At 74.4% G+C, this 22396-nt stretch carries 18 protein-coding genes and 1 pseudogene; 13 read left to right on the top strand and 6 right to left on the bottom strand.

Features of this window, described 5'->3' with window-relative positions:
- Positions 1-231: 231 nt before the first annotated feature.
- Positions 232-1062: an arylamine N-acetyltransferase gene (locus ACQP10_RS14400; protein WP_399500464.1), complete on the top strand. Its 831-nt coding sequence runs from the start codon at positions 232-234 to the stop codon at positions 1060-1062.
- Between the two features lie 2 nt (positions 1063-1064).
- Here ACQP10_RS14400 and ACQP10_RS14395 read toward each other — a convergent pair whose 3' ends face one another.
- Positions 1065-2657, bottom strand: a complete 1593-nt coding sequence (locus ACQP10_RS14395) for a benzoate-CoA ligase family protein (protein WP_346019996.1) — start codon at positions 2655-2657, stop codon at positions 1065-1067.
- 380 nt (positions 2658-3037) lie between these two features.
- On the opposite strand from ACQP10_RS14395, the gene ACQP10_RS14390 reads away from it, so the two are divergent.
- From ACQP10_RS14390 to ACQP10_RS14360, 7 genes and pseudogenes are all read left to right on the top strand, one after another.
- Positions 3038-3832: a tryptophan 2,3-dioxygenase gene (locus tag ACQP10_RS14390; protein WP_346019997.1), complete on the top strand. Its 795-nt coding sequence runs from the start codon at positions 3038-3040 to the stop codon at positions 3830-3832.
- Positions 3833-4365: 533 nt separating this feature from the next.
- Positions 4366-5265, top strand: a pseudogene (gene paaA, locus ACQP10_RS14385) (1,2-phenylacetyl-CoA epoxidase subunit PaaA); the annotation flags it as partial.
- 117 nt (positions 5266-5382) lie between these two features.
- Positions 5383-5691 carry a 1,2-phenylacetyl-CoA epoxidase subunit PaaB gene (gene paaB / locus ACQP10_RS14380; protein WP_346020919.1) on the top strand — a complete coding sequence of 103 codons (309 nt, stop codon included), beginning with the start codon at positions 5383-5385 and terminating at the stop codon, positions 5689-5691.
- Positions 5688-6569 carry a 1,2-phenylacetyl-CoA epoxidase subunit PaaC gene (gene paaC / locus ACQP10_RS14375; protein WP_433541520.1) on the top strand — a complete coding sequence of 294 codons (882 nt, stop codon included), beginning with the start codon at positions 5688-5690 and terminating at the stop codon, positions 6567-6569. The genes paaB and paaC overlap by 4 nt, the downstream gene beginning before the upstream one ends.
- Complete coding sequence (gene paaD, locus ACQP10_RS14370; protein ID WP_433541519.1) at positions 6566-7189, top strand: 1,2-phenylacetyl-CoA epoxidase subunit PaaD; 624 nt, start codon at positions 6566-6568, stop codon at positions 7187-7189. Before paaC ends, paaD begins: the two co-directional genes overlap by 4 nt.
- Complete coding sequence (locus tag ACQP10_RS14365; protein WP_433541518.1) at positions 7189-8403, top strand: 2Fe-2S iron-sulfur cluster-binding protein; 1215 nt, start codon at positions 7189-7191, stop codon at positions 8401-8403. Before paaD ends, ACQP10_RS14365 begins: the two co-directional genes overlap by 1 nt.
- 74 nt (positions 8404-8477) lie before the next feature.
- Positions 8478-10763, top strand: a complete 2286-nt coding sequence (locus ACQP10_RS14360) for a molybdopterin-dependent oxidoreductase (protein ID WP_433541517.1) — start codon at positions 8478-8480, stop codon at positions 10761-10763.
- Between the two features lie 138 nt (positions 10764-10901).
- Here the strand turns inward: ACQP10_RS14360 and ACQP10_RS14355 are convergent, their stop codons facing one another.
- The 4 genes from ACQP10_RS14355 to ACQP10_RS14340 all read right to left on the bottom strand — a co-directional run bounded on the left by ACQP10_RS14355 (position 10902) and on the right by ACQP10_RS14340 (position 15416).
- Positions 10902-12092, bottom strand: coding sequence for an RNA-guided endonuclease InsQ/TnpB family protein (locus ACQP10_RS14355; RefSeq protein ID WP_433541516.1), 1191 nt, complete (start codon positions 12090-12092; stop codon positions 10902-10904).
- Positions 12093-12209: 117 nt separating this feature from the next.
- Complete coding sequence (locus ACQP10_RS14350) at positions 12210-13118, bottom strand: ABC transporter permease (protein ID WP_433541515.1); 909 nt, start codon at positions 13116-13118, stop codon at positions 12210-12212.
- A 142-nt stretch (positions 13119-13260) separates the two neighbouring features.
- A complete protein-coding gene (locus ACQP10_RS14345; RefSeq protein WP_433541902.1) occupies positions 13261-14271 on the bottom strand; it encodes an ABC transporter ATP-binding protein in 1011 nt (336 codons plus the stop codon).
- Between the two features lie 5 nt (positions 14272-14276).
- Positions 14277-15416, bottom strand: coding sequence for a LolA family protein (locus tag ACQP10_RS14340; protein ID WP_433541514.1), 1140 nt, complete (start codon positions 15414-15416; stop codon positions 14277-14279).
- A gap of 188 nt (positions 15417-15604) precedes the next feature.
- On the opposite strand from ACQP10_RS14340, the gene ACQP10_RS14335 reads away from it, so the two are divergent.
- The 3 genes from ACQP10_RS14335 (at position 15605) to ACQP10_RS14325 (ending at position 19494) form a co-directional block, all read left to right on the top strand.
- The gene (locus ACQP10_RS14335) at positions 15605-16279 is read left to right on the top strand and encodes a response regulator transcription factor (protein ID WP_346020005.1); all 675 of its coding nucleotides are present in this window, start codon (positions 15605-15607) and stop codon (positions 16277-16279) included.
- Positions 16269-17789 carry a sensor histidine kinase gene (locus ACQP10_RS14330; RefSeq protein WP_433541513.1) on the top strand — a complete coding sequence of 507 codons (1521 nt, stop codon included), beginning with the start codon at positions 16269-16271 and terminating at the stop codon, positions 17787-17789. The genes ACQP10_RS14335 and ACQP10_RS14330 overlap by 11 nt, the downstream gene beginning before the upstream one ends.
- Positions 17790-18054: 265 nt before the next feature.
- A complete protein-coding gene (locus ACQP10_RS14325) occupies positions 18055-19494 on the top strand; it encodes a pyridoxal phosphate-dependent decarboxylase family protein (RefSeq protein ID WP_346020007.1) in 1440 nt (479 codons plus the stop codon).
- A gap of 143 nt (positions 19495-19637) precedes the next feature.
- Here the strand turns inward: ACQP10_RS14325 and ACQP10_RS14320 are convergent, their stop codons facing one another.
- On the bottom strand, positions 19638-20681 hold the full coding sequence (locus ACQP10_RS14320; RefSeq protein ID WP_399500474.1) for an alpha/beta hydrolase family protein: 1044 nt from the start codon (positions 20679-20681) through the stop codon (positions 19638-19640).
- A gap of 113 nt (positions 20682-20794) precedes the next feature.
- On the opposite strand from ACQP10_RS14320, the gene ACQP10_RS14315 reads away from it, so the two are divergent.
- Positions 20795-21430, top strand: coding sequence for a GNAT family N-acetyltransferase (locus tag ACQP10_RS14315; protein ID WP_346020009.1), 636 nt, complete (start codon positions 20795-20797; stop codon positions 21428-21430).
- A complete protein-coding gene (locus tag ACQP10_RS14310) occupies positions 21427-22311 on the top strand; it encodes a PaaX family transcriptional regulator C-terminal domain-containing protein (RefSeq protein WP_399500475.1) in 885 nt (294 codons plus the stop codon). Before ACQP10_RS14315 ends, ACQP10_RS14310 begins: the two co-directional genes overlap by 4 nt.
- Positions 22312-22396: the final 85 nt, after the last annotated feature.

The raw sequence follows: 22396 nt of genomic DNA, 5'->3' as shown, positions 1-22396 counted from the left end.
TTCCGGAGATGCGCGCGGCGTTTTCCCGCGCCAGGGTTGTTCAGCGACGGATCGGCGGACGATGGGGACGCGGAAATGACTTTCACGCTTCGGGCCGGGGAAACGGGGGCCGGGACGGGGCCGGCGCCGGACGGCGCGTCCCCGGCGGCCGGACACGCGTCGGCCGGACACCCGGCCGACGGACACCCGGCCGACGGACACCCGGCGGGCGGGCATGCGGCGGGCGGGCCCGTGGCGGCCGGATCCGGAGACGCGGGCGGCCGGGCGCCGCTGGACGGGCGGACCGTGACGGCCTACCTCGCGCGCATCGGCGCCCGCCGTCCCGCGCGGCCCACCGCCGAGGCGCTCGCCGAGCTGCACGAGCGGCACGTCATGGCGGTGCCGTTCGAGAACGTCGACTTCCACCTGCGCAAGCCGATGGACATCGGCGCCGGCGCCATCGAGAAGATCGTCACGAGGCGGCGCGGCGGCACCTGCTACGAGCTCAACGGGGCCTTCTCCGAGCTGCTGCGCGCCCTCGGCTACGACGTCACCGTGCTCGCCGGGCGGGTGATCGAGCACGGCGTGCCCGGCCCGGTGCTCGGGCACATGCTGCTGCGCGTCGTCGCCGGGGACTCGCCGTACCCGTGGCTGGTGGACGTCGGCTACGGCCGGGGCGCCCGGCGGCCGCTGCGGTTTGACTCCTCCGAGCCGCAGGCCGACCCGCACGGGGTGTTCCGGCTCGCCGGCGGCGCCCCGTACGGCGACCTCGACCTGCTGCGCGACGAGGTCCCGCAGTACCGGATCGAGGCACGTCCCCGGACGGTCGAGGACTTCACCCACATGTGGTGGTGGTACTGCAACTTCCCCGGCTCCCCGCACCTGACCCACCTGTACTGCACGCTGCCCACCCCCACCGGCCGGGTCACGCTGAGCGGCGACACGCTGTCGGTGCGGGAGGCGGGCCGGCGGGAGAAGCGGGTCCTCGCGGGCGACGAGGAGGTGCGGGCGGCCTACCGCACCTGGTTCGGCCTGGACCTGGACGAACTCCCCCCGCCGCCCGCACCCGCCGGGGGCGCGTGACCTCAGTCCTCGCGCAGCGCCAGGCGGTTCAGCTTGCCGGAGGCGGTCTCGGGCAGCTCGTCGACGAACCGCACGTCCCGCGGGTACTTGTGCGGCGCGAGCCGGGCCCGGACGAAGTCCTGCAGCTCCCGCGCGGTGACCTCGCCCGCGGCCACCACGAACGCGCGCGGCAGGGTCAGCCCGTCCACCTGGTAGCCGACCACCGCGCACTCGGCGACCGCCGGGTGGCCCAGCAGGCAGTTCTCCACCTCGGCCGGGGCGACCCACTTGCCGCCGACCCGCAGCAGGTCGTCCACCCGGCCCTTGTAGTGGAAGTAGCCCTCGGCGTCGCGGGTGAACAGGTCGCCCGAGCGCACGGTGTGCGGGGCGACGAACGTCCGGGCCGACTTCTCCGGTGAGCGCCAGTACTCCAGCGCCACGGTCTCGCCGGTCACCTCCAGCAGCCCGGTCTCGCCGTCCGGCAGCGGCTCGCCGTCCCGGTCCACCACCCGCACCCGGTAGCCGGGCACGACCTGGCCGAGGCTGCCCATGCGGACGCCGCCGGGCCGGTTGCACACGTAGCCGTGGAACGACTCCGACGAGCCGATGCCGTCGATGACCTCGACGCCGAAGGTGTCCAGCCACCGGCGGTGCAGCTCCACGGGCAGGGCCTCCCCCGCCGAGATGCACACCCGGATCGAGCTGAGGTCCTGCCGGGCGGCCTCGGGGTGGGCGACCATCGCGCTCATCATGGTCGGCACGTTGACCAGGATGGTGGGACGGTGCTCGGCGATCAGCTCGAAGATCCGGTCGGCGGTGCTGCGCTCGGGGAAGACGATCCCGGCCGCGCCCACCCCCAGCGGGAACAGCGCGGTCATGTTGTTGGCGTAGCCGAAGAACAGCTTGGGCACCGGCAGCACGACGTCGTCGGGCCGGATGTCCAGCACGCCGCGGGCGAACCACTCGAAGCTGAGCGCGGCGCTGCGGGCGGCCAACACGCACGCCTTGGGGGTGCCGGTGCTGCCGCTGGTGAACCGCCACATCGCGACGTCGTCGCGGGTCGTCGGGGCGGCGGCCAGCTCGGCCGGCTGGGCGGCCAGCAGCGTCTCGAAGCAGTGCTCGCCCGCGCGCAGCGCGTCCGGCGCCACCCCGGTCACCAGCAGGTTCGTCACCCCCGCCGCCCGCAGCCGGTCCAGGGTCACCGCGTCGGCCACCACGACGGCGGGCTCGGCGTAGTCGGCGAAGTAGCGGTAGTCCTTGGGCTGCAGGTAGGTGTAGACCTCGGCGGTGACGGCGCCGATCTTCTGCGCGCCGTACCAGGCGGCGACGAACTCCACCCCGTCGCCGAGCGCCAGCAGCACCCGGTCGCCGCGCCGCACGCCCAGCGCGCGCAGCGCGTGACCCGCCCGGTTGGCCAGCGTCCGCAGCTCGCCGTAGGTGACGGGACCGGCGGTGGTGATCAGGGCGGTCCGCCGCCCGTCACCGCGGTCCAGGAAGTGCGAGGCGATGTTGAACTCGCGGGGGATGTCCTCGTAACGCGTCAGGAGGCTGTCCGGCCGCGCGGCCGGGCCGTCCTGGAGCAGCGTCGAACCGGTCTCGGCTCCGGAGCCCCTCATGCGTCCTCCTCGGGTCACGCGCTGGGCCGGGCACGGACCGGTGGGGGGCGGCCCGGCCGCCGATGGCGGACGGCGTCGCCCGCACCACTGCGACATCGTCCGGCCGGTCCGGGTGGCGGCGCATCTTCCAGCGTGCGGTGCCCACCGCCGCGCGCCGGTGGCTTTTCTTCGCGATTGCCGGGACTGCGACACCGCAACGGCGTCCCTTGCCGGGGTGTGGAACGCCTTATAGCTTGACCGGGTGGGACGGCCGGCGGAGTTGCCCAGGCGCATCCCCGCCGGGGTGCGCGCCCCTTTCGTTCCTTGCGATGAGTCCTCGATGAGGCTCCTTCGGCGAGTCCTCCGACGAGGCGTGATTTCCGACGAGGGGACCCGTGCCCGTGACCGCCGACCAGTCCACCGCGCTGACGTACTCCTCCTACCTCGCCCTGGACGAGATTCTCGCGGCGCAACGGCCGCTGACCGACAAGCACGACGAGGTCCTGTTCATCATCGTGCACCAGGTCCACGAGCTGTGGTTCAAGGAGCTGCTGCACGAGCTCGCCAGGTTGCAGGAGGAGCTGTCGGGCGGTGACTCGGTCCACGCGCTGCAGACGCTGCGCCGGGCGCTGGCCGTCCTCAGGGCCGTGATCGCCCAGATCGACGTGATCGAGACGATGACCCCGACCCAGTTCGCGGCCTTCCGCCCCGAGCTGGGGGGCAGCAGCGGGTTCCAGTCCGCGCAGTTCCGGGAGATCGAGGCGGTGCTGGGACGGCGCGACCCCCGGACGGCGCAGACCTTCGAGGAGGGCTCCCCGGAGCGGGCCCGGATCGAGGCCGCGATGAGTCGCCCCTCCCTGCTCGACTCGTTCCTGAGCTACCTCGCCACGCAGGGCTACCCGGTGCCGCCGGGCCTGCTCGGCCGGGACGTGACCCGGCCGGCGGAGCCCTCGGAGCGGCTGCGGGCGGTGCTGCTCACGGCCTGCCGGGACGGAGGGTTCGCGGCGCGGATCTTCGAGCAGCTGCTGTCCCTGGACGAGGACGTACAGGAGTGGCGCTACCGCCACGTGAAGATGGTCGAGCGGATCATCGGCCACCGGCCCGGCACCGGCGGCTCGTCGGGCGCGCCGTACCTCTACCGGACCGTCTCCGCCCCCGCCTTCCCCGACCTGTGGGCCGTACGGGACGGCCTCTGAACACCGGCGGGACCTCCTCCGGGCGCGGCGGCGCGCCCCCGCGGCCCCGTCCGGCACGGTCGCGCGGCCGTACGGCGCGGCACACCGCAATCCCAAAGATGCGGGGCGAACCGGGCGGGATGAAGCTGAGATGGCCGAGCAGCCGTACCGGCCGGAAGGGAGCCCGCTTCGGCGGCGGTAGCACCGTGACCTGGTGCCCCGGCGACCCGGGGAGCTTTCGGAGAGGGGCAGGGGTGAAGATCGTCGGAAGTCCGGCCGGGAGGCCGTCGCCGTTCGGCGCCGAAGAGCCCGGACCGGCGGGGGCGGCGTCCGGGGGCGGGGACCGGGCGTTCGGGACCGAGGAGCTGCTCGCGGAGGTGGACGCGGCCGAGCGGGAGCTCACCGAGGCCGCGGCCGTACGGGGTCCCGCCGGGGCGGGCACGGCCGGCGCGGGACCGCGGACGGACCGCCCCGGGGCCGGAGACGGCGGTGCGACCCGGGACGGCGGCGCGACCGGCGCAGGGACGGCCGACGCCGGGACGGCGGAGGCGGAGCTGGAGCGGTTCGAGGCGCTGATCGCGGCGGACGGGAAGGTCGAGCCGCGGGACTGGATGCCCGACGGCTACCGGCGGGCCCTGCTGCGGCAGATCGCGCAGCACGCGCACTCCGAGATCATGGGCATGCAGCCGGAGACCAACTGGATCGGCCGCGCCCCCACCCTCATGCGCAAGGCGATCCTGATCGCGAAGGTGCAGGACGAGGCCGGTCACGGGCTCTACCTCTATTCCACGGCCGAGACCCTGGGCGTCACCCGCGAGTGGCTGCTGGACGAGCTGCACGCCGGGCGGCAGAAGTACCTGTCGTTCATCAACTACCCCACGCTCACCTGGGCCGACGTCGGGGCGCTCGCCTGGCTGACGGACGGCGCGGCCGTCGTCAACCAGGTGTCGCTGTGCCGCACCTCCTACGGCCCGTACGCGCGGGCGCTGGTGCGCGTCTGCCGGGAGGAGTCGTTCCATCACCGGCAGGGCTTCGACATCCTGTACGCGCTGTCGCGCGGCACCCCCGCGCAGCGGGAGATGCTGCGGGACGCGGTCGCCCGCTGGTGGTACCCGGCGCTGGCGATGTTCGGGCTGCCGAGGGACAGGTCCACCCGCTCGGACCTGTCGCTGGCGTGGCGCATCAAGCGCGCCCCCAACGACGAGCTGCGGCAGCGGTTCGTCGACATCTGCGTGCCGCAGGCCGAGATCCTCGGCGTCGAGCTGCCGGACCCGGCGCTGCGCTGGAACCCCGAGCGCGGGCACTACGACTTCACCCCGCCCGACTACGACGAGCTCATGCGGGTCGTCGCGGGCGACGGGCCGTGCAACCGTCAGCGCATGGCCCACCGGCGGCGCGCCCACGAGGAGGGCGCCTGGGTGCGCGAGGCCGCGGCGGCCTACGCCGCCAAACACCCCGCGGAGCCGTACGGCGAGCCGCCCGCCGCCCCGGAGGCTCTGGAGGCCGCGGAGACCGCGGAGGCCATGGAGACCACGGAGACCGTGGAGACCGCGCGGGGCGCCGGGATCCCAATGGCCGCCGGGACAGCGGACGCCCCGCAGGGCGACTGGCCGCTGTGGGAGGTGTTCGTGCGGGCGCGCCGCGGGTTCGCCCACGCGCACGCCGGGAGCCTGCACGCCGCCGACGCCGCGACGGCGCTGCGCAACGCCCGCGACCTGTACACGCGCCGGGGCGAGGGCGTGTCCGTCTGGGTCGCGCCGGCGGGCGCCGTCACCGCGTCGAGCCCGGACGAGCGGGACGCCTTCTTCGACCCGGCGGCCGACAAGACGTACCGGCACCCCTCCTTCTTCGACCTGCCCGAAGGGGTGAAGCATCTGTGAACGAGCCGACCGCCCCACCGGCCGGGCCGGACGCCGCGGGAGACCCGGGCGCGCGGGGGTTCGCCGTACGGGAGTCCGCCGAGCCCGGTTCCGTCACGCCGGGTTCCGTCACGCCGGGTTCCGGCGCGGGGAGCCTCCTCGGCGGGGAACCCGGCCTGCCCGGTTACGTGCTCGGGCTCGGGGACGACGCGCTGGTCGCCGCCCAGCGGGTGGCGGAGTGGTGCGCGCGGGCCCCGCAGCTTGAAGAGGACGTCGCCCTGGCCAACATCGCGCTGGACCTGCTCGGCCAGGCGCGGGCGCTGCTGTCGTACGCGGGCGAGCTGGAAGGGCTGGGCCGCGACGAGGACGCGCTGGCCTACACGCGCGACGAGCGCGACTTCCGCAACGTCCAGCTCGTCGAGCTGCCCGACCGCGACTTCGCCGTGACCGTCGCCAAGATGCTGTTCTTCGGCGTCTACCAGCACCTCCTCTACACGGCGCTGTCGTCCTCGGCCGACGCGCGGCTGGCCGGCATCGCCGCCAAGGCGGCCAAGGAGACGGCCTACCACACCGACCACGCCGTGACCTGGACGCTGCGGCTGGGCGACGGAACCGCCGAGTCCCACCGGCGGATGCAGGCCGCCGTCGACGAGGTGTGGCCCTTCACCCACGAGCTGTTCGAGCCGTTCCCGCCGGTGCCCGGGACGGTCGATCCGGCCGGGCTGCGCGGCGCGTGGCTGGAGCCGGTCGAACGGGTGCTGCGCGAGGCGACTCTGCGCCGTCCCGAGGACGGCTGGGCGCCGACGGGCGGCCGCCGCGGCACGCACACCGAGGCGTTCGGCCACCTGCTCGCCGAGCTGCAGTACGTGCACCGCGCCCACCCGGGAGCCCGCTGGTGACCGGCCACACCCTGACCGCCGGGCCCGAGGACCGGGTGCGGGCCGCGGTGGCGGCCGTGCCCGACCCGGAGCTGCGGGTGCTGTCCATCGAGGAGCTGGGCGTGCTGCGGGACGTGACGATCGGGCCCGGCGGCCGGGTGGTCGTCACGATCACGCCCACCTATCTCGGGTGCCCCGCGCTGGAGGTCATCCGGTCCGGAATCGCGGCGGCGGCGCGGGACGCGGGCTTCCCCGACGTCGAGATCGTCACCTCCCTCTCCCCGCCGTGGACGACCGACTGGCTGGACGAGACCGCCCGCGCGAAGCTCGCCGCCACCGGCATCGCCCCACCGCCCCCGGCGGGTACGGCGGGCGCGGCGGGTACGGCCTCCCGGACGGGTACGGCCTCCCCGGAGGGTGCGGTCTCCCCGGAGGGTGCGGCGGAGGCGACCGGCGTCCCGCCCCGGGCCCGCGCGCTGCCGCTGCTCACCATCTCGCCGCGCCCGCCGTACCTCCCCGGCTGCCCGCGCTGCGGCGGGGCCGCGACCGAGGAGATCACCCGAGCCGGCGCCACGGCGTGCCGGTCGCTGTGGCGCTGCCGCGCCTGCGGCGAGCCGTTCGAGCACATGAAGGGCCACTGATGACGGCCACGACGACTCCGGCGGCCCCCGCGGCCACGGGACCCGGGACCTCCGCGGCGCCCGGGGCTCCCACGGCGCCCGGGACGGCGACGTCGGCCGCGACGGCCGGTGTCCCGGCCCGCGCCCGGCTGCGCTTCCACCGTCTGACCGTCACCGCCGTGGAGCCGGTCGCGGCCGACGGCAGCGCGGTGGCGGTGACGTTCGGCGTCCCCGCCGGGCTGCGCGGGACGTTCGCCTTCGTCCCCGGCCAGCACGTCACGGTTCGGGCGGTGATCTCCGGAGTGGAGACCCGCCGCAGCTACTCCCTCTGCTCCACCCCCGCCGAGCTGGAACGGCACGGCACGATGCGGATCGGCGTCCGCGTCGTGCCGGGCGGGCGGTTCTCCTCCCACGCCGCCGGCGCGCTCGCCGCCGGGGAAGCGCTGGACGTGCTGCCGCCCGTGGGCACCTTCGGCACCGCGTTCGACCCGGCGCGGCGGCGGCGCTACGGGGCCGTCGTGGCCGGCTCCGGCATCACGCCCGTGCTGTCGCTGGCCGCCGCCGCGCTGGCCACGGAACCGCGCAGCACGTTCACGGTGGTGTACGGCAACCGCACCGCGGACTCGATGATGTTCGCCGAGGAGCTGGCCGACCTCAAGGACCGCCACCCGGGGCGGCTGCACCTGGTGCACTCCTTCTCCCGCGAGGAGCCGCGCCTCGGCCTGGCCGGGGGGCGGCTGGACGCCGGCCGGCTGGCGGACGTCCTCACCCGCCTCGTCGCTCCGGAGCGGGTGCGGGAGTGGTTCCTGTGCGGGCCCGAGGGCATGGTGCGCGACGCGCGGCGGGTGCTGGCGGAGGTGGCCGGGGACGGCGCCGCCGTACACACCGAGCTGTTCCACACCGGCGGGCCGCGGCCTTCCCCGGCGACGCCCGCCGCGCCGCCGCCCGCCGGGCAGGGCCGCCAGGTCCGGGTCCTGCTGGACGGCCGGGCCACGACGCTGCGCGTCCGGGGGGACCGGCCGATCCTCGACGACGCCCTGCCGCACCGGCCGGAGCTGCCGTACTCGTGCCGCAACGGCGTGTGCGCCACCTGCCGCGCCCGCGTCGTGGACGGCGAGGTGCGGATGACCGGCAACTGGGCGCTGACCGAGGAGGAACTGGCCGCGGGCTACGTGCTCACGTGCCGGTCGGTGCCCGTGAGCGACCGGGTGACCGTCGACTTCGACGTCGTATGAGGACGCCGTACGAGGACGTCCCACGAGCGCGACCCGACCACACGATGACGATCTCCGACGAGCCAGGAGGGCCCATGAGAACCGCGCACCGGACCTGCCCCATCTGCGACGCCGTCTGCGGCCTGCGGCTGACACTCGACGACGCCGGACGCGTCACCTCGGTCAAGGGCGACCCCGACGACCCGTTCTCCAAGGGGTTCGTCTGTCCCAAGGGGGCGAGCCTCGGCCACATCGACGAGGACCCCGACCGGCTGCGCGCGCCGATGGTCCGCGAGGGCGACGACTGGCGCGAGGTCACCTGGGAGGAGGCGTTCCGCGCGGTCCACGAGGGCCTGAACGGGGTGATCGACGCCCACGGCCGCGACGCCCTCGCCGTCTACTTCGGCAACCCGACCTTCCACACGATGGCCGGTTTCATGTACCGGATGCCGCTCACCCAGTCGCTCGGCACCCGCAACGTCTTCTCGGCCAGCACCATCGACCAGATCCCCAAGCAGGTCGCCGGCGGCCTGATGTACGGCGACGCGATGGCCATCGCCGTGCCCGACCTGGACCGCACCGACCACCTGCTGGTGATCGGCGCCAACCCGGCGGTGTCCAACGGCTCGCTGTGCGCGGCGCCGGACTTCCCCGGCCGGCTCAAGGCGCTGCGGGCGCGGGGCGGCAAGCTCGTCGTGGTCGACCCGCGCCGCACCCGGACCGCGGCCATGGCCGACGAGCACGTCTTCGTCCGGCCCGGCACCGACGCCTTCCTGCTGATGGGCATCGTCCACACCCTGCTCGCCGAGGGCCTGACGTCGCTCGACCGGGTCGGCGTCGAGGTCGGCGGCCTGGACGAGCTGCGGCGGCTGGCGGACGACTTCACCCCCGAGACGGTCTCCCGGGTCTGCGGGGTGCCCGCCGAGCAGATCACCCGGATGGCCCGCGAGCTGGCCGCCGCCCCCTCGGCCGCGGTCTACTCGCGCATCGGCACCTGCACCGCCGAGTTCGGCACCGTCACCCAGTGGCTGGTGGACGTGGTCAACACGCTGACCGGCAACCTCGACCGGCCCGGCGGGGTCATGTTCACCAGGACCGCCGCGCTGGAGTTCTTCCGCACCGGCCAGCCGTACAGCGGGGGCAACTGGCGCAGCCGCGCCCGCGGCGTGCCGGAGGCGATGGGCGAGCTGCCGGTGGCGACGCTGGCCGACGAGATCGAGACGCCGGGCGAGGGCCAGGTCAGGGCGCTGATCACGATCGCGGGCAACCCGGTGCTGTCGGCGCCGAACGGGCCCCGGCTGGACCGGGCGTTCGCCGGCCTGGACTTCATGGTCTGCGTGGACCCGTACCTGAACGAGACGACCCGGCACGCGAACGTCATCCTGCCGCCGCCGCGCATGCTGCAGATGCCGCACTACGACTTCCTGCTGCTGACCGTGACGGTGCGCAACTACACCCGGTTCTCCCCGGCGATCCTGCCGCTGGAGCCGGGGCAGCTGTCGGAGGCGGAGATCCTGGCGAAGCTGACGCTGATCGCCGCCGGGCAGGGGGCGGACGCCGACCCGGCCGGGCTCGACGAGATGATCGTCGGGCAGATCCTCGGCGGGGCCGTCCAGGCGCCCGGTTCGCCGTTCGAGGGCCGCGACCCGGCCGAGCTGCGCGCCGGCCTCACCGGCGACAGCGGCCCGGAGCTGATGCTGGACGCGATACTCCAGCTCGGCCCGTACGGCCTGTCGCTGGCGAAGCTGCGGGAGAACCCGCACGGCCTCGACCTGGGCCCGCTGCAGCCCCGGCTGGCGGAGCTGGTGTGCACGCCGTCGGGCCGGGTGGAGCTGGCTCCGGAGCCGCTGGTCCCGGAGGTGGAACGGCTGCGCGGGCGGCTGGCCGCGGCCCCGCCGGAGATGGTGCTGATCGGGCGGCGCCAGCTTCGGTCCAACAACAGCTGGCTGCACAACGTCGGCACGCTGGTCGGCGGCAGCAACCGCTGCACCCTGCACGTCCACCCGAGCGACGCGGCCCGGCTCGGCCTGGCCGGGGAGGCGCTGGTGCGCTCGGCCGCCGGTGAGCTGACCGTGCCGGTGGAGACCACCGAGTCGATCATGCCCGGGGTGGTCAGCCTGCCCCACGGGTGGGGGCACACCGGGAGCTCCCTGCGGGTCGCGGCCGAGCACGCCGGGGTCAACGCCAACGCGCTGACCGACGAGACGGTGATCGACCCGCTGTCGGGGAACGCGGTGTTCAACGGCGTCCCCGTCACGGTCGTCCCTGCCGTCCAGGGCGCCCAGGCCTCCCAGGACTCCGGCGGCGACGCCTGCTCCGGCGGCTCGGGCACGCGGGCGGCGGGCCCGGTCACGGTCACGCTCACGACCCGGGGCGCTTGACCCGGGGCGGCCGCGACCCGGCTCAGGCCCTGTCGCCACCCCGTACCCGGTCGCGACAGCGGTCCCGGCCGTCTTCCGGGGAGGTCAGCAGTTGGCATCCTCCCCCGCCTGAAGGGCGGGGGATTCCATCCCGTTCTCCTACGCGGTGAGGAGGACGGGGTGGGGTTCGCGGTGCACCGGCCCGGTATTCCGGGGCCCTTCCCGCGCAGCCACGGCATGCCCTGCCGCGTGTGCGATGTTGCGTGCGGCGTTCACATCCGCGTGCTCGGCGTGAGCGCAGGAGCGGCATCGGAAGCGCGCTTGGCTCTCACGCGCCTTCCGGTCCACGAACCCGCACGCCGAACAGCGCTGACTGGTGAACGCCGGATCGACCCGTACCACCCGGCCGGGCGCCTTGTGTTCCAGGCGGGCTACTAGCAGGCCCCACCCTCCTGCCAGGATGCCCCGGTTCAGCCCGGCCTTGCACCGCACCCCGCGGCCTGGTTTCTCGGCCGTGCCGCGGGTCGAGCGGGTCATCGCGGCGATCTTGAGGTTCTCGACCGCGATGACATCGAACCGGCGGGCCAGATCGGTGCTGGTCTTCTCCACCCAGTCCTTGCGCCGATCCTTGCGGCGCGCCTTGAGCCGGGCGAGGGCGGCCTTGACCTTCGCCCGCCGGACCGAGCCGGGCTTGGCGCGGGCGAGCCTGCGCTCCAAGCGCCGCAGCCGCGCCTGCTCCGTCTGCCGCAGGGGCGCGACGGTGAGCAGTTCACCGGTGGACAACGCCGCCGACACCACCACTCCCCGATCCACCCCCACCACCGCGCCATTGCCCGGTGCGGGGATAGAGGCCGGGAGAGCGGCGAAGGCGACATGCCAGCGCCCGGACCGGTCCCGGGTGACGCGGTAGGACTTCACCCCGGCTGGCACGGGCCGTGACCAGCGGAACCGCACCCAGCCCACCTTGGGGACGCGCACCTCGCCAGCGTGGCGCGACAGGCGCCGCACGTCGTCGGCTTTGACGGCGACGATGCGGAAACCCTCGCTGTGGCCGCGTTTGCGCCAGGTGGGCCGCTCATGGGTGCCGCCGAAGAAGTTCGCCATCGCCTGGGCGAAGTCCTTCAGCGCCTGCTGCTGCACGATGATCGACCCTTTGGCCAGCCAGGGATGGGCGGCGCGAGCTTCGGTGAGCTGGCGGCACTGCTCGGCGAACCCCGGGGCGCCACCGCGTCCGGGCCACCAGAAGGAGCGCTGCTCGACGGCGAGGTTCCACACATACCGGGCGTGGCGGCAGTGCTCGGCTAGCACCGCTTCCTGGGCGGGGGTGGGCTGCAGCCGGTAGCGGGACACACACGAAACTTTACCGACCGTTACCGGCCCGCTACCGGCGAAACGGGAAAGCCCCCGGTGTCCAGCCGTTCCGCGTTTCCTCCCCGCCCTGAAGAACAGGGCCTCCACGCTGCAGGTTTAGGTGACGTCCCTGCCGGTGAACCGGGCCCAGGCGACCGACCCCGCGACCGCGATGTAGGCGGCGAAGACCAGCAGGCCCCGGCCCATGTCGCCGAAGGCCACCGGGTCGCGCAGCACCCCGTCGAACCCCGTCCACCAGTGCGTCAGCAGGTAGGGCTGGAGGGCGGCGAGCTGCGGGATGGCGCGGAGGACCTGGGCGGCGACGACCAGCACCACGGTGGCGGCGATGGCGCCGATGGCCACCTCGGTCAGCGTGGAGATGGCCAGCGAGACGGCGGCCAGCGCCGCCATGCCCGCCGCGACGTACAGCACGACCAGGCCCATCCGCAGCAGGCCGTCGGTGAAGGACACGGTCGCGCCGGACAGCAGTGTGACCGGGCCGACCGGGAACAGCGCCAGCCCGGTCAGCAGCGCCGACAGCACGGCCGTCGAGACGGCGGCCAGGCAGAAGACGACGGCGCCCGCGTACTTGACGGTCAGCAGCCGGGCTCTGCCCGCCGGGGCGACCAGCAGGTAGCGCAGCGTGCCCGCGCCCGCCTCCCCGGCGACGGAGTCCCCGGCCACCACGGAGACCGCGACGGGCAGCATGAACTGCACCAGCACGCTCAGCGCGGCGAAGGCGAGGAAGAGGGCGTTCCCGGTGACCCGTCCCAGGATCGCCAGCTCGCCCCCGCCCGCCCCGCCGCCGCCGTCCACGCCGGTGAACAGCCGCAGCGCCAGGCCGAGCAGTACCGGGACCGCGGCGAGTACGGCCAGCACGGCGAGGTTCCGCGGCCTGCGGAAGATCATCCCCAGCTCGGAGCCGAGCAGCCGCAGCCATGCCCGCACCGCGCCGGCCGGCCGCCCGGCGTCGGCCGCCGTCCGCCTCGCATCGGCCGCCCGCGCCACCGAAACCACCCGCGCCACCGAAGCCACCGAAGCCGCCGGAACCGCGCCGCCGGCCGTTCCCGCCGCGGCTTCTCCGCCCGCGCCACCGGAACCGCCGGGCGCCGGGGCGTCCACCGTCCCGGTCGCGTCCCCGGCGGCACCGGTCACCGGGACCGGACCGCTAACCGTCGACATCGAACCCCTCCCCCGTCAGGCCCACGAACACGTCCTCCAGGCTGGGCCACCGCACGCCCAGCCCCCGTACGGCGACGCCCGCCGACACCAGGGCCGCGCAGATCCGCTCGGGCTCCTCGGCTCCCAGTTCGGCGTCGGCCTCGCCGTCCCCGGCGCGGATCCCGGTCAGCCCGGCGGCGGCCAGCACCGCGGCCGCCCCGGCGACGTCGGGGGTCTCCACCCGGATCCGGACCGTCTCCCGTGCCAGGAGACCGGCGATGGTGCCCTGCGCGACCAGCCGCCCGGTCCGCATGACGGCCACGTGGGAGCACATCTGCTCCACCTCCGCCAGCAGGTGGGAGGAGACGAACACGGTCGTCCCCTCGGCGGCGATCTCCCTGACCAGCGCCCGCACCTCGCGCGTGCCCTGCGGGTCCAGGCCGTTGGTCGGCTCGTCCAGGACCAGCAGCTCCCGGGGCCCCAGCAGCGCGGCGGCGATGGCCAGCCGCTGGCGCATGCCCAGCGAGTAGGCCCGGTAGCGCTTGCCGGCCGCGGCGGTCAGGCCCACCCGTTCCAGGGCGTGCCCGATCCGGGCCGTGGCCGTGCGCGGGTCGGCCGCCGGGTCGGCGGCGTCGTAGCGACGCAGGTTGGCCTCACCCGTCAGGTACGGGTAGAACGCGGGCCCCTCGACCACCGCCCCCACCCGCGGCAGCACCGCGGTCATCCCGTCCGGCATCGGCCGGCCGAGCAGCTCCCACGTGCCGGCCGTCGGCGTGACCAGGCCGAGCAGCATGCGGATGGTGGTGGTCTTGCCCGAGCCGTTCGGCCCGAGGAAACCGAAGACCGAGCCCCCGGGCACGGCCAGGTCGAGGGCGTCCACGGCGACCTGGCCGCCGCGGAACCGCTTGGTCAGCCCGCGGGTGACGATCGAGCACTCCTCCGGCGCGGGCCCCGCGTCGCGGGGAGCGCCGGAGCGTTCCCCGCGACGGCCCGCCAGGAGGCCGGTGTCTCCTGGCATGTCGCTCACTTCCGCCCGGCCACCTCGGTCAGCTTCTCCGGGGTGACGGCGCCGACCAGCAGCCGGCCGTCGTCGGTCAGCAGGGCGGAGACCAGCTTGGTCCGGACGACCCTGCCGCTGCCCCACGGGCCGCTGACGGGCTGGGCCGACTTCAGCACGGCGTCGACGACGGCGCCGACGCCCTGACCGCCGTCCTGCCGGGGAGCCTGGCCGCCCGGCGACTTCTGGTCCGCCGGCGGGAGCCGCCGCTTGAGGTCCTGCTCGGAGAAGGGCAGCACCGCCACCGCTGTCCAGCCCTCGCCGACGATCTTGGCCTCCTCCTTGATGCCCTCGGCCCGTTCGGCCCGCTTGTCGGCCACGGCGGTGAGGTCGTCGATCCGCTTCTCCTCGACCTTGGCGCCCGGGGGCGGGGTGAAGGTGAAGTTGCCGGGTGCGGGCGGGGTGAAGGCGACGGAGGTGAAGCCCACCTCGAAGGCGGGCTCGGCGGCGCTCTTGGCGTAGACCTGGACCCGCAGCGGGATGAGGGTCTCCCCGTCGAGCGCCAGCCTGACCTCGCGCACCAGGGACGAGGCGTCCTTGGGTGCGAAGGTGAGCTGGTAGGCCGCGCGGTCGGCGACCCGCTCGGTGTTGGTCACGCCGACCACGGTGCCGGGCTGGGACAGCAGCTCGCCGGCGAGCTGCTGCGGGGTGACGGCCGTGGGCACGGCCGTCTCGGGACGCGCGGGCGCCTCGGTGCCGCCGGTGATCCGGGTGGCCCTCTCGGCGTCGCTCTCCCACAGCCACACCTGGCCGCCGTTGACGATCAGGTCGGTCTCGCTCATCCGCCCCGGCAGGGCGAACCGCATCCGGTCGGCTCCGCCGTACCAGACCTTCAGCTCGTGGGAGCCGGTGAGCAGGGCGGCGGGGGAGGTGCCGCCGAGGCCGGCCATGTCCGGCAGTCCCGGCAGGCCGAAGGAGGCGGTCTGCACGAGTGTGCCCGACATGGGCTTCGGACCGGACCTGGCGGCCTGGACGGCGTCGGCCAGCAGCTGGTTCGCGGTGCGGTCGGGCAGCGCCGGGTCGCCCTGGACCGCGGCGATGACCGGGCCGGCGCCGACGGCCGCGGCGACCACCGCCATCGCGGCGACCGGCACACCCCACCTCACGACCCGACCCCGCGTCGTTCGCTGTGACATATCACTCCTTAACGGTATTGCTTCAGTGCCTGCACCGTCAGCCTGCGCGAACGACCCTGTGCCGAAGCTGAGACAGACTGAGAGGGCTCACAGGGTTCTCAGCCGCCTCTCAGGGCGGTCGGCGGAAAATGGGGCGACCGAACATCTGAGGAGGCGGAATGCGGGTTCTCGTCGTGGAGGACGAACGGCGGATGGCGGCCGCCCTCCAGCGCGGCCTGCAGGCCGAGGGGTTCGCGGTGGACCTCGCGCACGACGGCAACGACGGCCTGCACCTGGCCAGGCACGGCGACTACGACGTGGTCGTGCTGGACATCATGCTGCCCGGCCTGTCCGGCTACAACGTCTGCAAGGCGCTGCGGGCCGAGGAGAACTGGGTGCCGATCCTGATGCTGTCGGCAAAGGACGGCGAGTACGACATGGCCGACGGGCTCGACCTGGGCGCCGACGACTACCTGACCAAGCCGTTCTCCTACGTCGTGCTGGTGGCCAGGCTGCGGGCGCTGCTGCGGCGCGGCGCGGGCCGCCGCCCCGCGGTGCTGCAGGCGGGCGACCTGTCGCTCGACCCGGCCCGGCGGCGGGTCGCCCGGGGCGAGACGCCGGTCGAGCTGACGCCCCGGGAGTTCGCGCTGCTGGAGTACCTCATGCGCCGCCGTGACGAGGTGGTCTCCAAGTCGGAGATCCTGGAGCACGTCTGGGACACCTTCGACACCGACCCCAACGTCGTCGAGGTGTACGTGGGCTACCTGCGTCGCAAGATCGACGTGCCGTTCTCCCGGAACGCGCTGCGGACCGTGCGCGGCGCCGGCTACCGGCTGTCCGGCGATGGCGGCTGACCCGCCCGCACGCGGCCCGGCGCGACCGCCCGGCGCCGCGACCGACCGGGCCCGGCCGTCCGGCGCCGCGACCGGCCCGGCGCGACCGGCCGGCGCCGTGGCCGGCCCCGCGGCCACCGCTCCCGCCCCCGGCCGCGCCGCACGGCGCGGGCGGCGCGCGGGCTGGTGGCGGCGCAAGAGCCTGCGGTTCCGGCTGACCGCGGTGGCCTCCGCCGTGCTCGCGGTGGCGCTGGCCGCCTCCGCCTACGTGCTGGTGGGCGTGCTCGGCCGGGCCCTGATCGCCGGCACCGACGACGCGATCCACCAGCGGGCCAGGGAGGTCGTCTCGCTGGCCGACGCCGGACGGCTGCCGGTCGAGATGACCTCGCCGGACGGCGTCCTAGTGCAGGTGATCGACGCGGCGGGCCGGATCACCCACGCCACCCCCGGCACCGACCGGCTCCTGCCGCTGCTGGACGCCGGGGAACGTGCCACGGCGATCGCGCGGGGCGGCGCCGGGTTCGTGGACGGCGGGCCGTACGGGATCCCGCACGTGCTGCGGGTCCGGGTGCTCAGCGCCGACCAGGGCCGGACGGTGATCGCCGCCCGTCCGTTCAGCGAGGTGCAGACCAGCGTCAACACCGCCGCGCACGTGCTGCTCGTCGGAACCCCCCTGCTGCTGGTGCTGCTCGCCGGGGTGAGCTGGGTGATCGTCGGCGGGACGCTGCGGCCCATCGCGGCACTGCGCCGGGGCGCGGAGGAGATCACCGACACCGCCCGCTCCCGGCGGCTGCCGGTGCCGGAGTCCCGCGACGAGGTACACAGCCTTGCCGTCACCCTCAACGACATGCTGGCCCGGCTGGAGAAGGCCGACGCCCGCCAGCGGGCCCTGGTCTCCGACGCCGCGCACGAGCTGCGCAGCCCCCTGGCCAGCATCCGCCTCCAGCTGGAGGTGGCGCTCGGCCACCCCGAGGGACAGGACTGGCGGGAGACCGCCGAGGGCGTGCTGGAGGACACCATGCGCCTGGCCCGGCTGGCCGAGGACCTCCTCGCGCTGGCCCGGCTGGACGAACGCGGCGGCGCCCTGGCCCGCCGGGAACCGGTGGAGCTGGACCGGCTGGTCCCCCAGACCGTCGAGCGGTACGGCGAGGCCGTCACGGTGCGGGTCGCCCCCACCCCGGGCGACGCGATCGTGGTGACCGGGGACGCGCTCGACCTGGGACGGGTGCTGGTCAACCTGGTGGACAACGCGCTGCGGCACACCGTCTCGCCGGTCGTGGTCGAGCTGCGCACCGAGGGGACCGGCGCCGTGCTGACCGTCACCGACGACGGCTCCGGCATCCCCGAGGCCGACCGGGAGCGGGTCTTCGACCGCTTCACCCGCCTGGACAGCGCCCGCAGCCGCGACCACGGCGGCGCCGGGCTGGGCCTGGCGATCGTCCGGGAGACCGTCCACGCCCACGGCGGCGCGGTCACCCTGGAGGACGCCGCCCCGGGCCTGCGAGCGGTCGTCCGCCTCCCGCTGTCCTGAGTCCCCTTCCCGGCTCCCCGCCGGAAACCGGCCGCGTGGGGAAGGCCGGTGTTCCCCGGCGGGAGGACCCGGTCACCGTCTCGCTCACACGTCCGCCTTCTCCCGGGGCTACCCGGACACCCGTGGCTTCCCGGGCCTTTCCGGGCCGCCCCAGGCCGTCCCGGGGCTCCTCCCCGAGGCGTCCCGGGCCGTAGAGTCGGGGTGCGCGCCATACCCGGCCTTCGGGCCGTTCCCATCCCCCCGCGCCACCCTGAAGGAGACCCGCGTGAGCCTGCCGGAAAAAGGCCGTGACATCGAGGATGTGCTCGCCGAGATCGGCAGGCTCAGAGAGGACGACCTGCCGGTGCGCGGGGGCCAGGTGACGGCCTACGTCTACGACACCGGCCGGCCGGAGGTGCACGAGGCCGCGGCCCGCGCCTACTTCGAGATGCTGGAGGTCAACACCCTCGACCCGACGGCGTTCCCGAGTGTGGTGGAGATGGAGCGGCAGGTGGTCGGCGCGGTCGCCGGCCTGCTCGGCGGCGGGCACGGCGTCTTCACCAGCGGCGGCACCGAGTCGATCATGCTGGCGGTGAAGGCGGCGCGCGACTCCCGGCCGGTCCCGGGCCGGCCGCGGCTGGTGCTGCCGGTCACCGCGCACCCGGCGTTCCACAAGGCCGCGCACTACCTCGGGGTGGCGGTGGACGCCGTGCCGGTGGACCCGGTGACGTTCCGGACGTCCCCGGCGGCGGTGGAGGCGGCGATCACCCCCGACACGGTGCTGGTGGTCGCCTCGGCGCCGTCCTACCCGCAGGGCGTGGTGGATCCGATCACCGAGATCGCGGCGACGGCCGCCGCCCGCGGCGTGCTCTGCCACGTGGACGCCTGCGTCGGCGGGTGGCTGCTGCCGTGGCTGCGCGAGGCCGGGGCCCAGGTCCCGCCGTTCGACATGTCGGTGCCGGGGGTCACCTCGCTCTCGTGCGACCTGCACAAGTTCGGTTACGCCCCCAAGGGCGCCTCGGTGGTGCTGTTCGCCGACCCGGCGCTGCGGCGCGCGGCGTACTTCGCGTCGGCGTCCTGGCCCGGTTACACGATCATCAACGCGACCGTGCAGAGCTCGAAGTCCGCCGGCCCGCTGGGCGGGGCCTGGGCCACCATGCAGGCCCTCGGCCGCGACGGCTACCTGGAGCTGGGCCGGACGACGCTGGCGGCGGCCCGCCGGCTGCGGGAGGGCGTCGCGGCGATCGACGGCCTGCGGGTGTTCGGCGACCCGGACTCGGCCCTGGTCGCCTTCGGCCCGGACGACCCTGGCGGCCAGGACGCCCCGGACGTGTTCGTGATGGCCGACGAGGCGAGGAGGCGGGGCTGGTTCCTGCAGCCGCAGCTGTCCTTCGCGGGCATCCCGGCCAACCTGCACGTCACGGTGACCGGGGTGACCCTGCGCGGGGTGGAGGCGATGCTGGAGGTGATCGCCGAGTCCGCGGCGGCGGCGCGGCGGCGCGGGCCCGTCGAGTTGCCGGAGGGCCTGGTGGAGCTGGTCGCCGGGCTCGACCTGGACACGCTGGACGACGCCGCCTTCGCCGAGCTGGCCGCCGCCGTCGGGGCGGACCTCCGCGGCGGGTCGGGGCAGCCGGAGATGGCGGTGGTCAACGCCGTGCTGGACGCCCTGCCCGCCGGCCGGCGCGAGGCGGTGCTCGTCCGCTTCCTGTCGGTGCTCTACTCCTGACGGACGGACGGACGGACGTACGGCGCGGCCACGCGAGCCCCGGCAGACGGGCGAACGTGCGGGCGGTGATGGACGGGCGGTACACGTGAACACGCACCACGCGGGCCGAGCTTGCGGGAGTGTCATCAAGTGGCGTGGCCGCTTCAGCTGAGTTCCTCGAGGAACCGTCGTTGGTCGTCCAGGAATCCGTCCGCGAAGAGCGAGCGGGGGGAGAAGAGCGCGGTGAGCGTGATCTTTAGGTCCGACCGCTCAATGGACTGCTTGAGCAGTGAATGGGTCGCGTCCGGGTAACGCTCGACCGTCAATGCGCCACCCGCGTCCAGCACCTTGCGGTAGACGCGCTCCGTGTCGGCGGTGTCCACGTTGACGTCATGGCCCGCGAGGGTCAGCAGCACCGGTACGCCGCGCAGAGCGCGGAGGTCTTGCGTGGCGTCCGCGGTGTGGTTCTTGGAGACGAAGCCCCAGCGATCGGCGGTCATGCCGTCCGCGTCGCCGCCCATCGCCTTGACGTACTCCTCGAAGGTCGCGTGGCGCTCCAGCAGACGGCGGGTGGTGTCGCTCCTGGCGACCTCCGCCTTGGTGCGGGCTGCTGATGCGCCGGCGGCGCGCAGCTCGGCGAGGAGGTTGTAGCGGCCCTGCCGGAGCCAGTTGATCGCGGGCGAGACGGCGATGACGAAGCTCACGGGCGTCCTGGCGGCGATCTTCGGCAGGACCCAGCCCGCCTGGCTCGCGCCCCAGAGCCCGATCCGGTCGCCGTCGATGTCCGGGCGGGCGCGGGCCCAGGCGATCGCGGCGGCCGCCTCGTCGGCCCGGTCGTCCATGGACTGGTCGAGCCAGTCGCCGGGTGCGCCCGCGACGCCGGGCTTGTCCCAGGACAGGGAGGCGTACCCGGCCTTGGCGTTCGCCTCCCACATGGGCTTGTAGCCGTCGTCGTGGGTGGCATCGACAGGGCCGTCGCCGTGGACGTACACGACCAGGCCGTGGTGCTCGCGGCCGTCCCTGGGGATGGCCAGTACGCCGTTGAGGGTGTGGCCGCCATGGCGGATCGAGACCCGCTGCTCGTCCATGTCGTAGGAGTTCTGCCACAGCACCACGCCGGCGAGGCCGACGGCCACGACCAGGACCGTGACGAGTGACCACACGGCGATGCGGAGCCCACGCCATCGGGGCCAGATCTTCGGACGCATGGGATGGCCGCCTCTGTTCGGGTTTGAGTAGACATCAAAACTATCATTTGAAATACGGACGTGGCGGTCATGATAGATTCGAGTCTCGGTTTCGAGGAGGGAGGGGACACGGCATGGGACTGGACGCGACAGGCCCCGGGGCCGGACCGGTGACGGTGCGGCGGGGTGTGCCGGCCGGAGCCGAGCGGCGGGCCGCCGAGCTGTACTGGGCCGCCTTCGGCCGCAAACTCGGCCCCGCCCTGAACCCGCCGGGCAAGGCGGTGCCCTTCATCGCCGCCCACCTGAACGCCGATCGCGCGGTCTGCGCACTCCTCGACGGGCGGCTCATCGGCCTCGCCGGATACCAGCACGGCGGGCGGGCCCTCACCGGGGGATCGGCTTGCGCGGTGCTGCGCGCGTACGGGCACTTGCGAGGACTGCACCGACTCCTGCTCCTCGCCCTGTTCGAACGTCACCCGGCCCCCGGACAGCTCGTCATGGACGGCATCGCCGTGGATCCGGACATGCGCGGCCGGGGCGTCGGAAGCCTGCTCATCGAGGAAGTGGCCGCCGTCGCGGCGGAGCAGGACTGCCGGGAGATCAGACTGGACGTGATCGACACCAACCCGCGCGCCAGGGCCCTGTACGAGCGGCGAGGCTTCACGGCCGTACGGACCGAGCACACGCCCTACCTGCGCGGGCTGCTCGGATTCGGCGCGGTGACCACCATGCACCGCCCGGTCGGGACAAGAGGGATGAGAGAACCGTGAGCACCGAGACCGACCACGTCGAGATCCCCACCCGCATGCTCGTCCACGCGCTGATCCGCGAGGACGGCACCGTCGGCGCGGACGAGCTGTACACCGTCGCCAACACCCTGGGCATGAGCGACCAGCAGGTACGGCTGTGCGTCAAACGCCTCGTGGCCGAAGGCCGGTTCACCCACGAGGGCCGAGGCCGCAAGGCGGAGCTGCACGCGACCGCGGACACCACGCGCGCCCTCGCCCCCAACGCGGACTTCCTGCGGCACGCGTTCCAACAGGACGCCGGGCTCGCACCCTGGGACGGTGTCTGGCACCTGGCCGCCTTCGCGGTGCCCGAATCGGCGCGCACCGCCCGGGACGCCCTGCGCGAGACGCTCGTCCACCTCGGCGGCGCCCCGCTCCAGGGCGGACTGTACGTCTGCGCCAACGCATGGGAACCGTACGTCGAAGAAGCGGCCCACCGCCTCGGCGCCCACGGCGCGCTCACCCTCCTCACCACGACGGACCTGCGCAGGGGCGACACCCAGGAGCCTGCCGAACTCGCCCGGCGTCTGTGGCCTCTGCAGGAGATCGCCGACCGCTACCATCGCCTCAGCCGCATAGCCCGGCCCCGCTTCGCCCGGCTCACCGGCCCTGCCGAGCTCTCCTCATCCGCGCTCCTCACCATCGCCGTCGAACTGGCCGCCGAACTCACCCGCGCCATGGAGCCCGACCCGCTGCTGCCGCCTCAGCTCCTGCCCCGGCCCTGGCCCGGCACCCGGGCCCGGGAGCTCGTCGCCCAGTGCTGGGCGGCCCTGCACGAACGCGACCAGGGCAAAGCCCGCCCGGCCCTCTTCCGCCTCTACGCCGACATCACCCGGGAAACAGCGGACCGGGCCACGCGCTGAAGACGGAACAGACGGCGCAGGTGGTGCCTGCCGGGTGAAGGCACCGCGATGCCCGCCTGCCCTTGCGGACAGGCGGGCATCAGAT

The sequence above is a fragment of the Streptosporangium sandarakinum genome (assembly GCF_050942225.1).
Taxonomy (GTDB): Bacteria; Actinomycetota; Actinomycetes; order Streptosporangiales; family Streptosporangiaceae; genus Streptosporangium; species Streptosporangium nondiastaticum.
Note: the sequence above shows the minus strand (reverse complement) of the source record. Positions and strands in the feature narration are given on the sequence as shown.

Bases quoted from the DNA above. Each gene is read 5' to 3' on its own strand.
- ACQP10_RS14395 (WP_346019996.1), bottom strand. From the start codon at position 2,657: ATGAGGGGCTCCGGAGCCGAGACCGGTTCGACGCTGCTCCAGGACGGC.
- paaB (WP_346020919.1), top strand. From the start codon at position 5,383: ATGGCCGCCGGGACAGCGGACGCCCCGCAGGGCGACTGGCCGCTGTGG.
- ACQP10_RS14365 (WP_433541518.1), top strand. From the start codon at position 7,189: ATGACGGCCACGACGACTCCGGCGGCCCCCGCGGCCACGGGACCCGGG.
- ACQP10_RS14360 (WP_433541517.1), top strand. From the start codon at position 8,478: ATGAGAACCGCGCACCGGACCTGCCCCATCTGCGACGCCGTCTGCGGC.
- ACQP10_RS14345 (WP_433541902.1), bottom strand. From the start codon at position 14,271: ATGCCAGGAGACACCGGCCTCCTGGCGGGCCGTCGCGGGGAACGCTCC.
- ACQP10_RS14335 (WP_346020005.1), top strand. From the start codon at position 15,605: ATGCGGGTTCTCGTCGTGGAGGACGAACGGCGGATGGCGGCCGCCCTC.
- ACQP10_RS14330 (WP_433541513.1), top strand. From the start codon at position 16,269: ATGGCGGCTGACCCGCCCGCACGCGGCCCGGCGCGACCGCCCGGCGCC.
- ACQP10_RS14320 (WP_399500474.1), bottom strand. From the start codon at position 20,681: ATGCGTCCGAAGATCTGGCCCCGATGGCGTGGGCTCCGCATCGCCGTG.
- ACQP10_RS14315 (WP_346020009.1), top strand. From the start codon at position 20,795: ATGGGACTGGACGCGACAGGCCCCGGGGCCGGACCGGTGACGGTGCGG.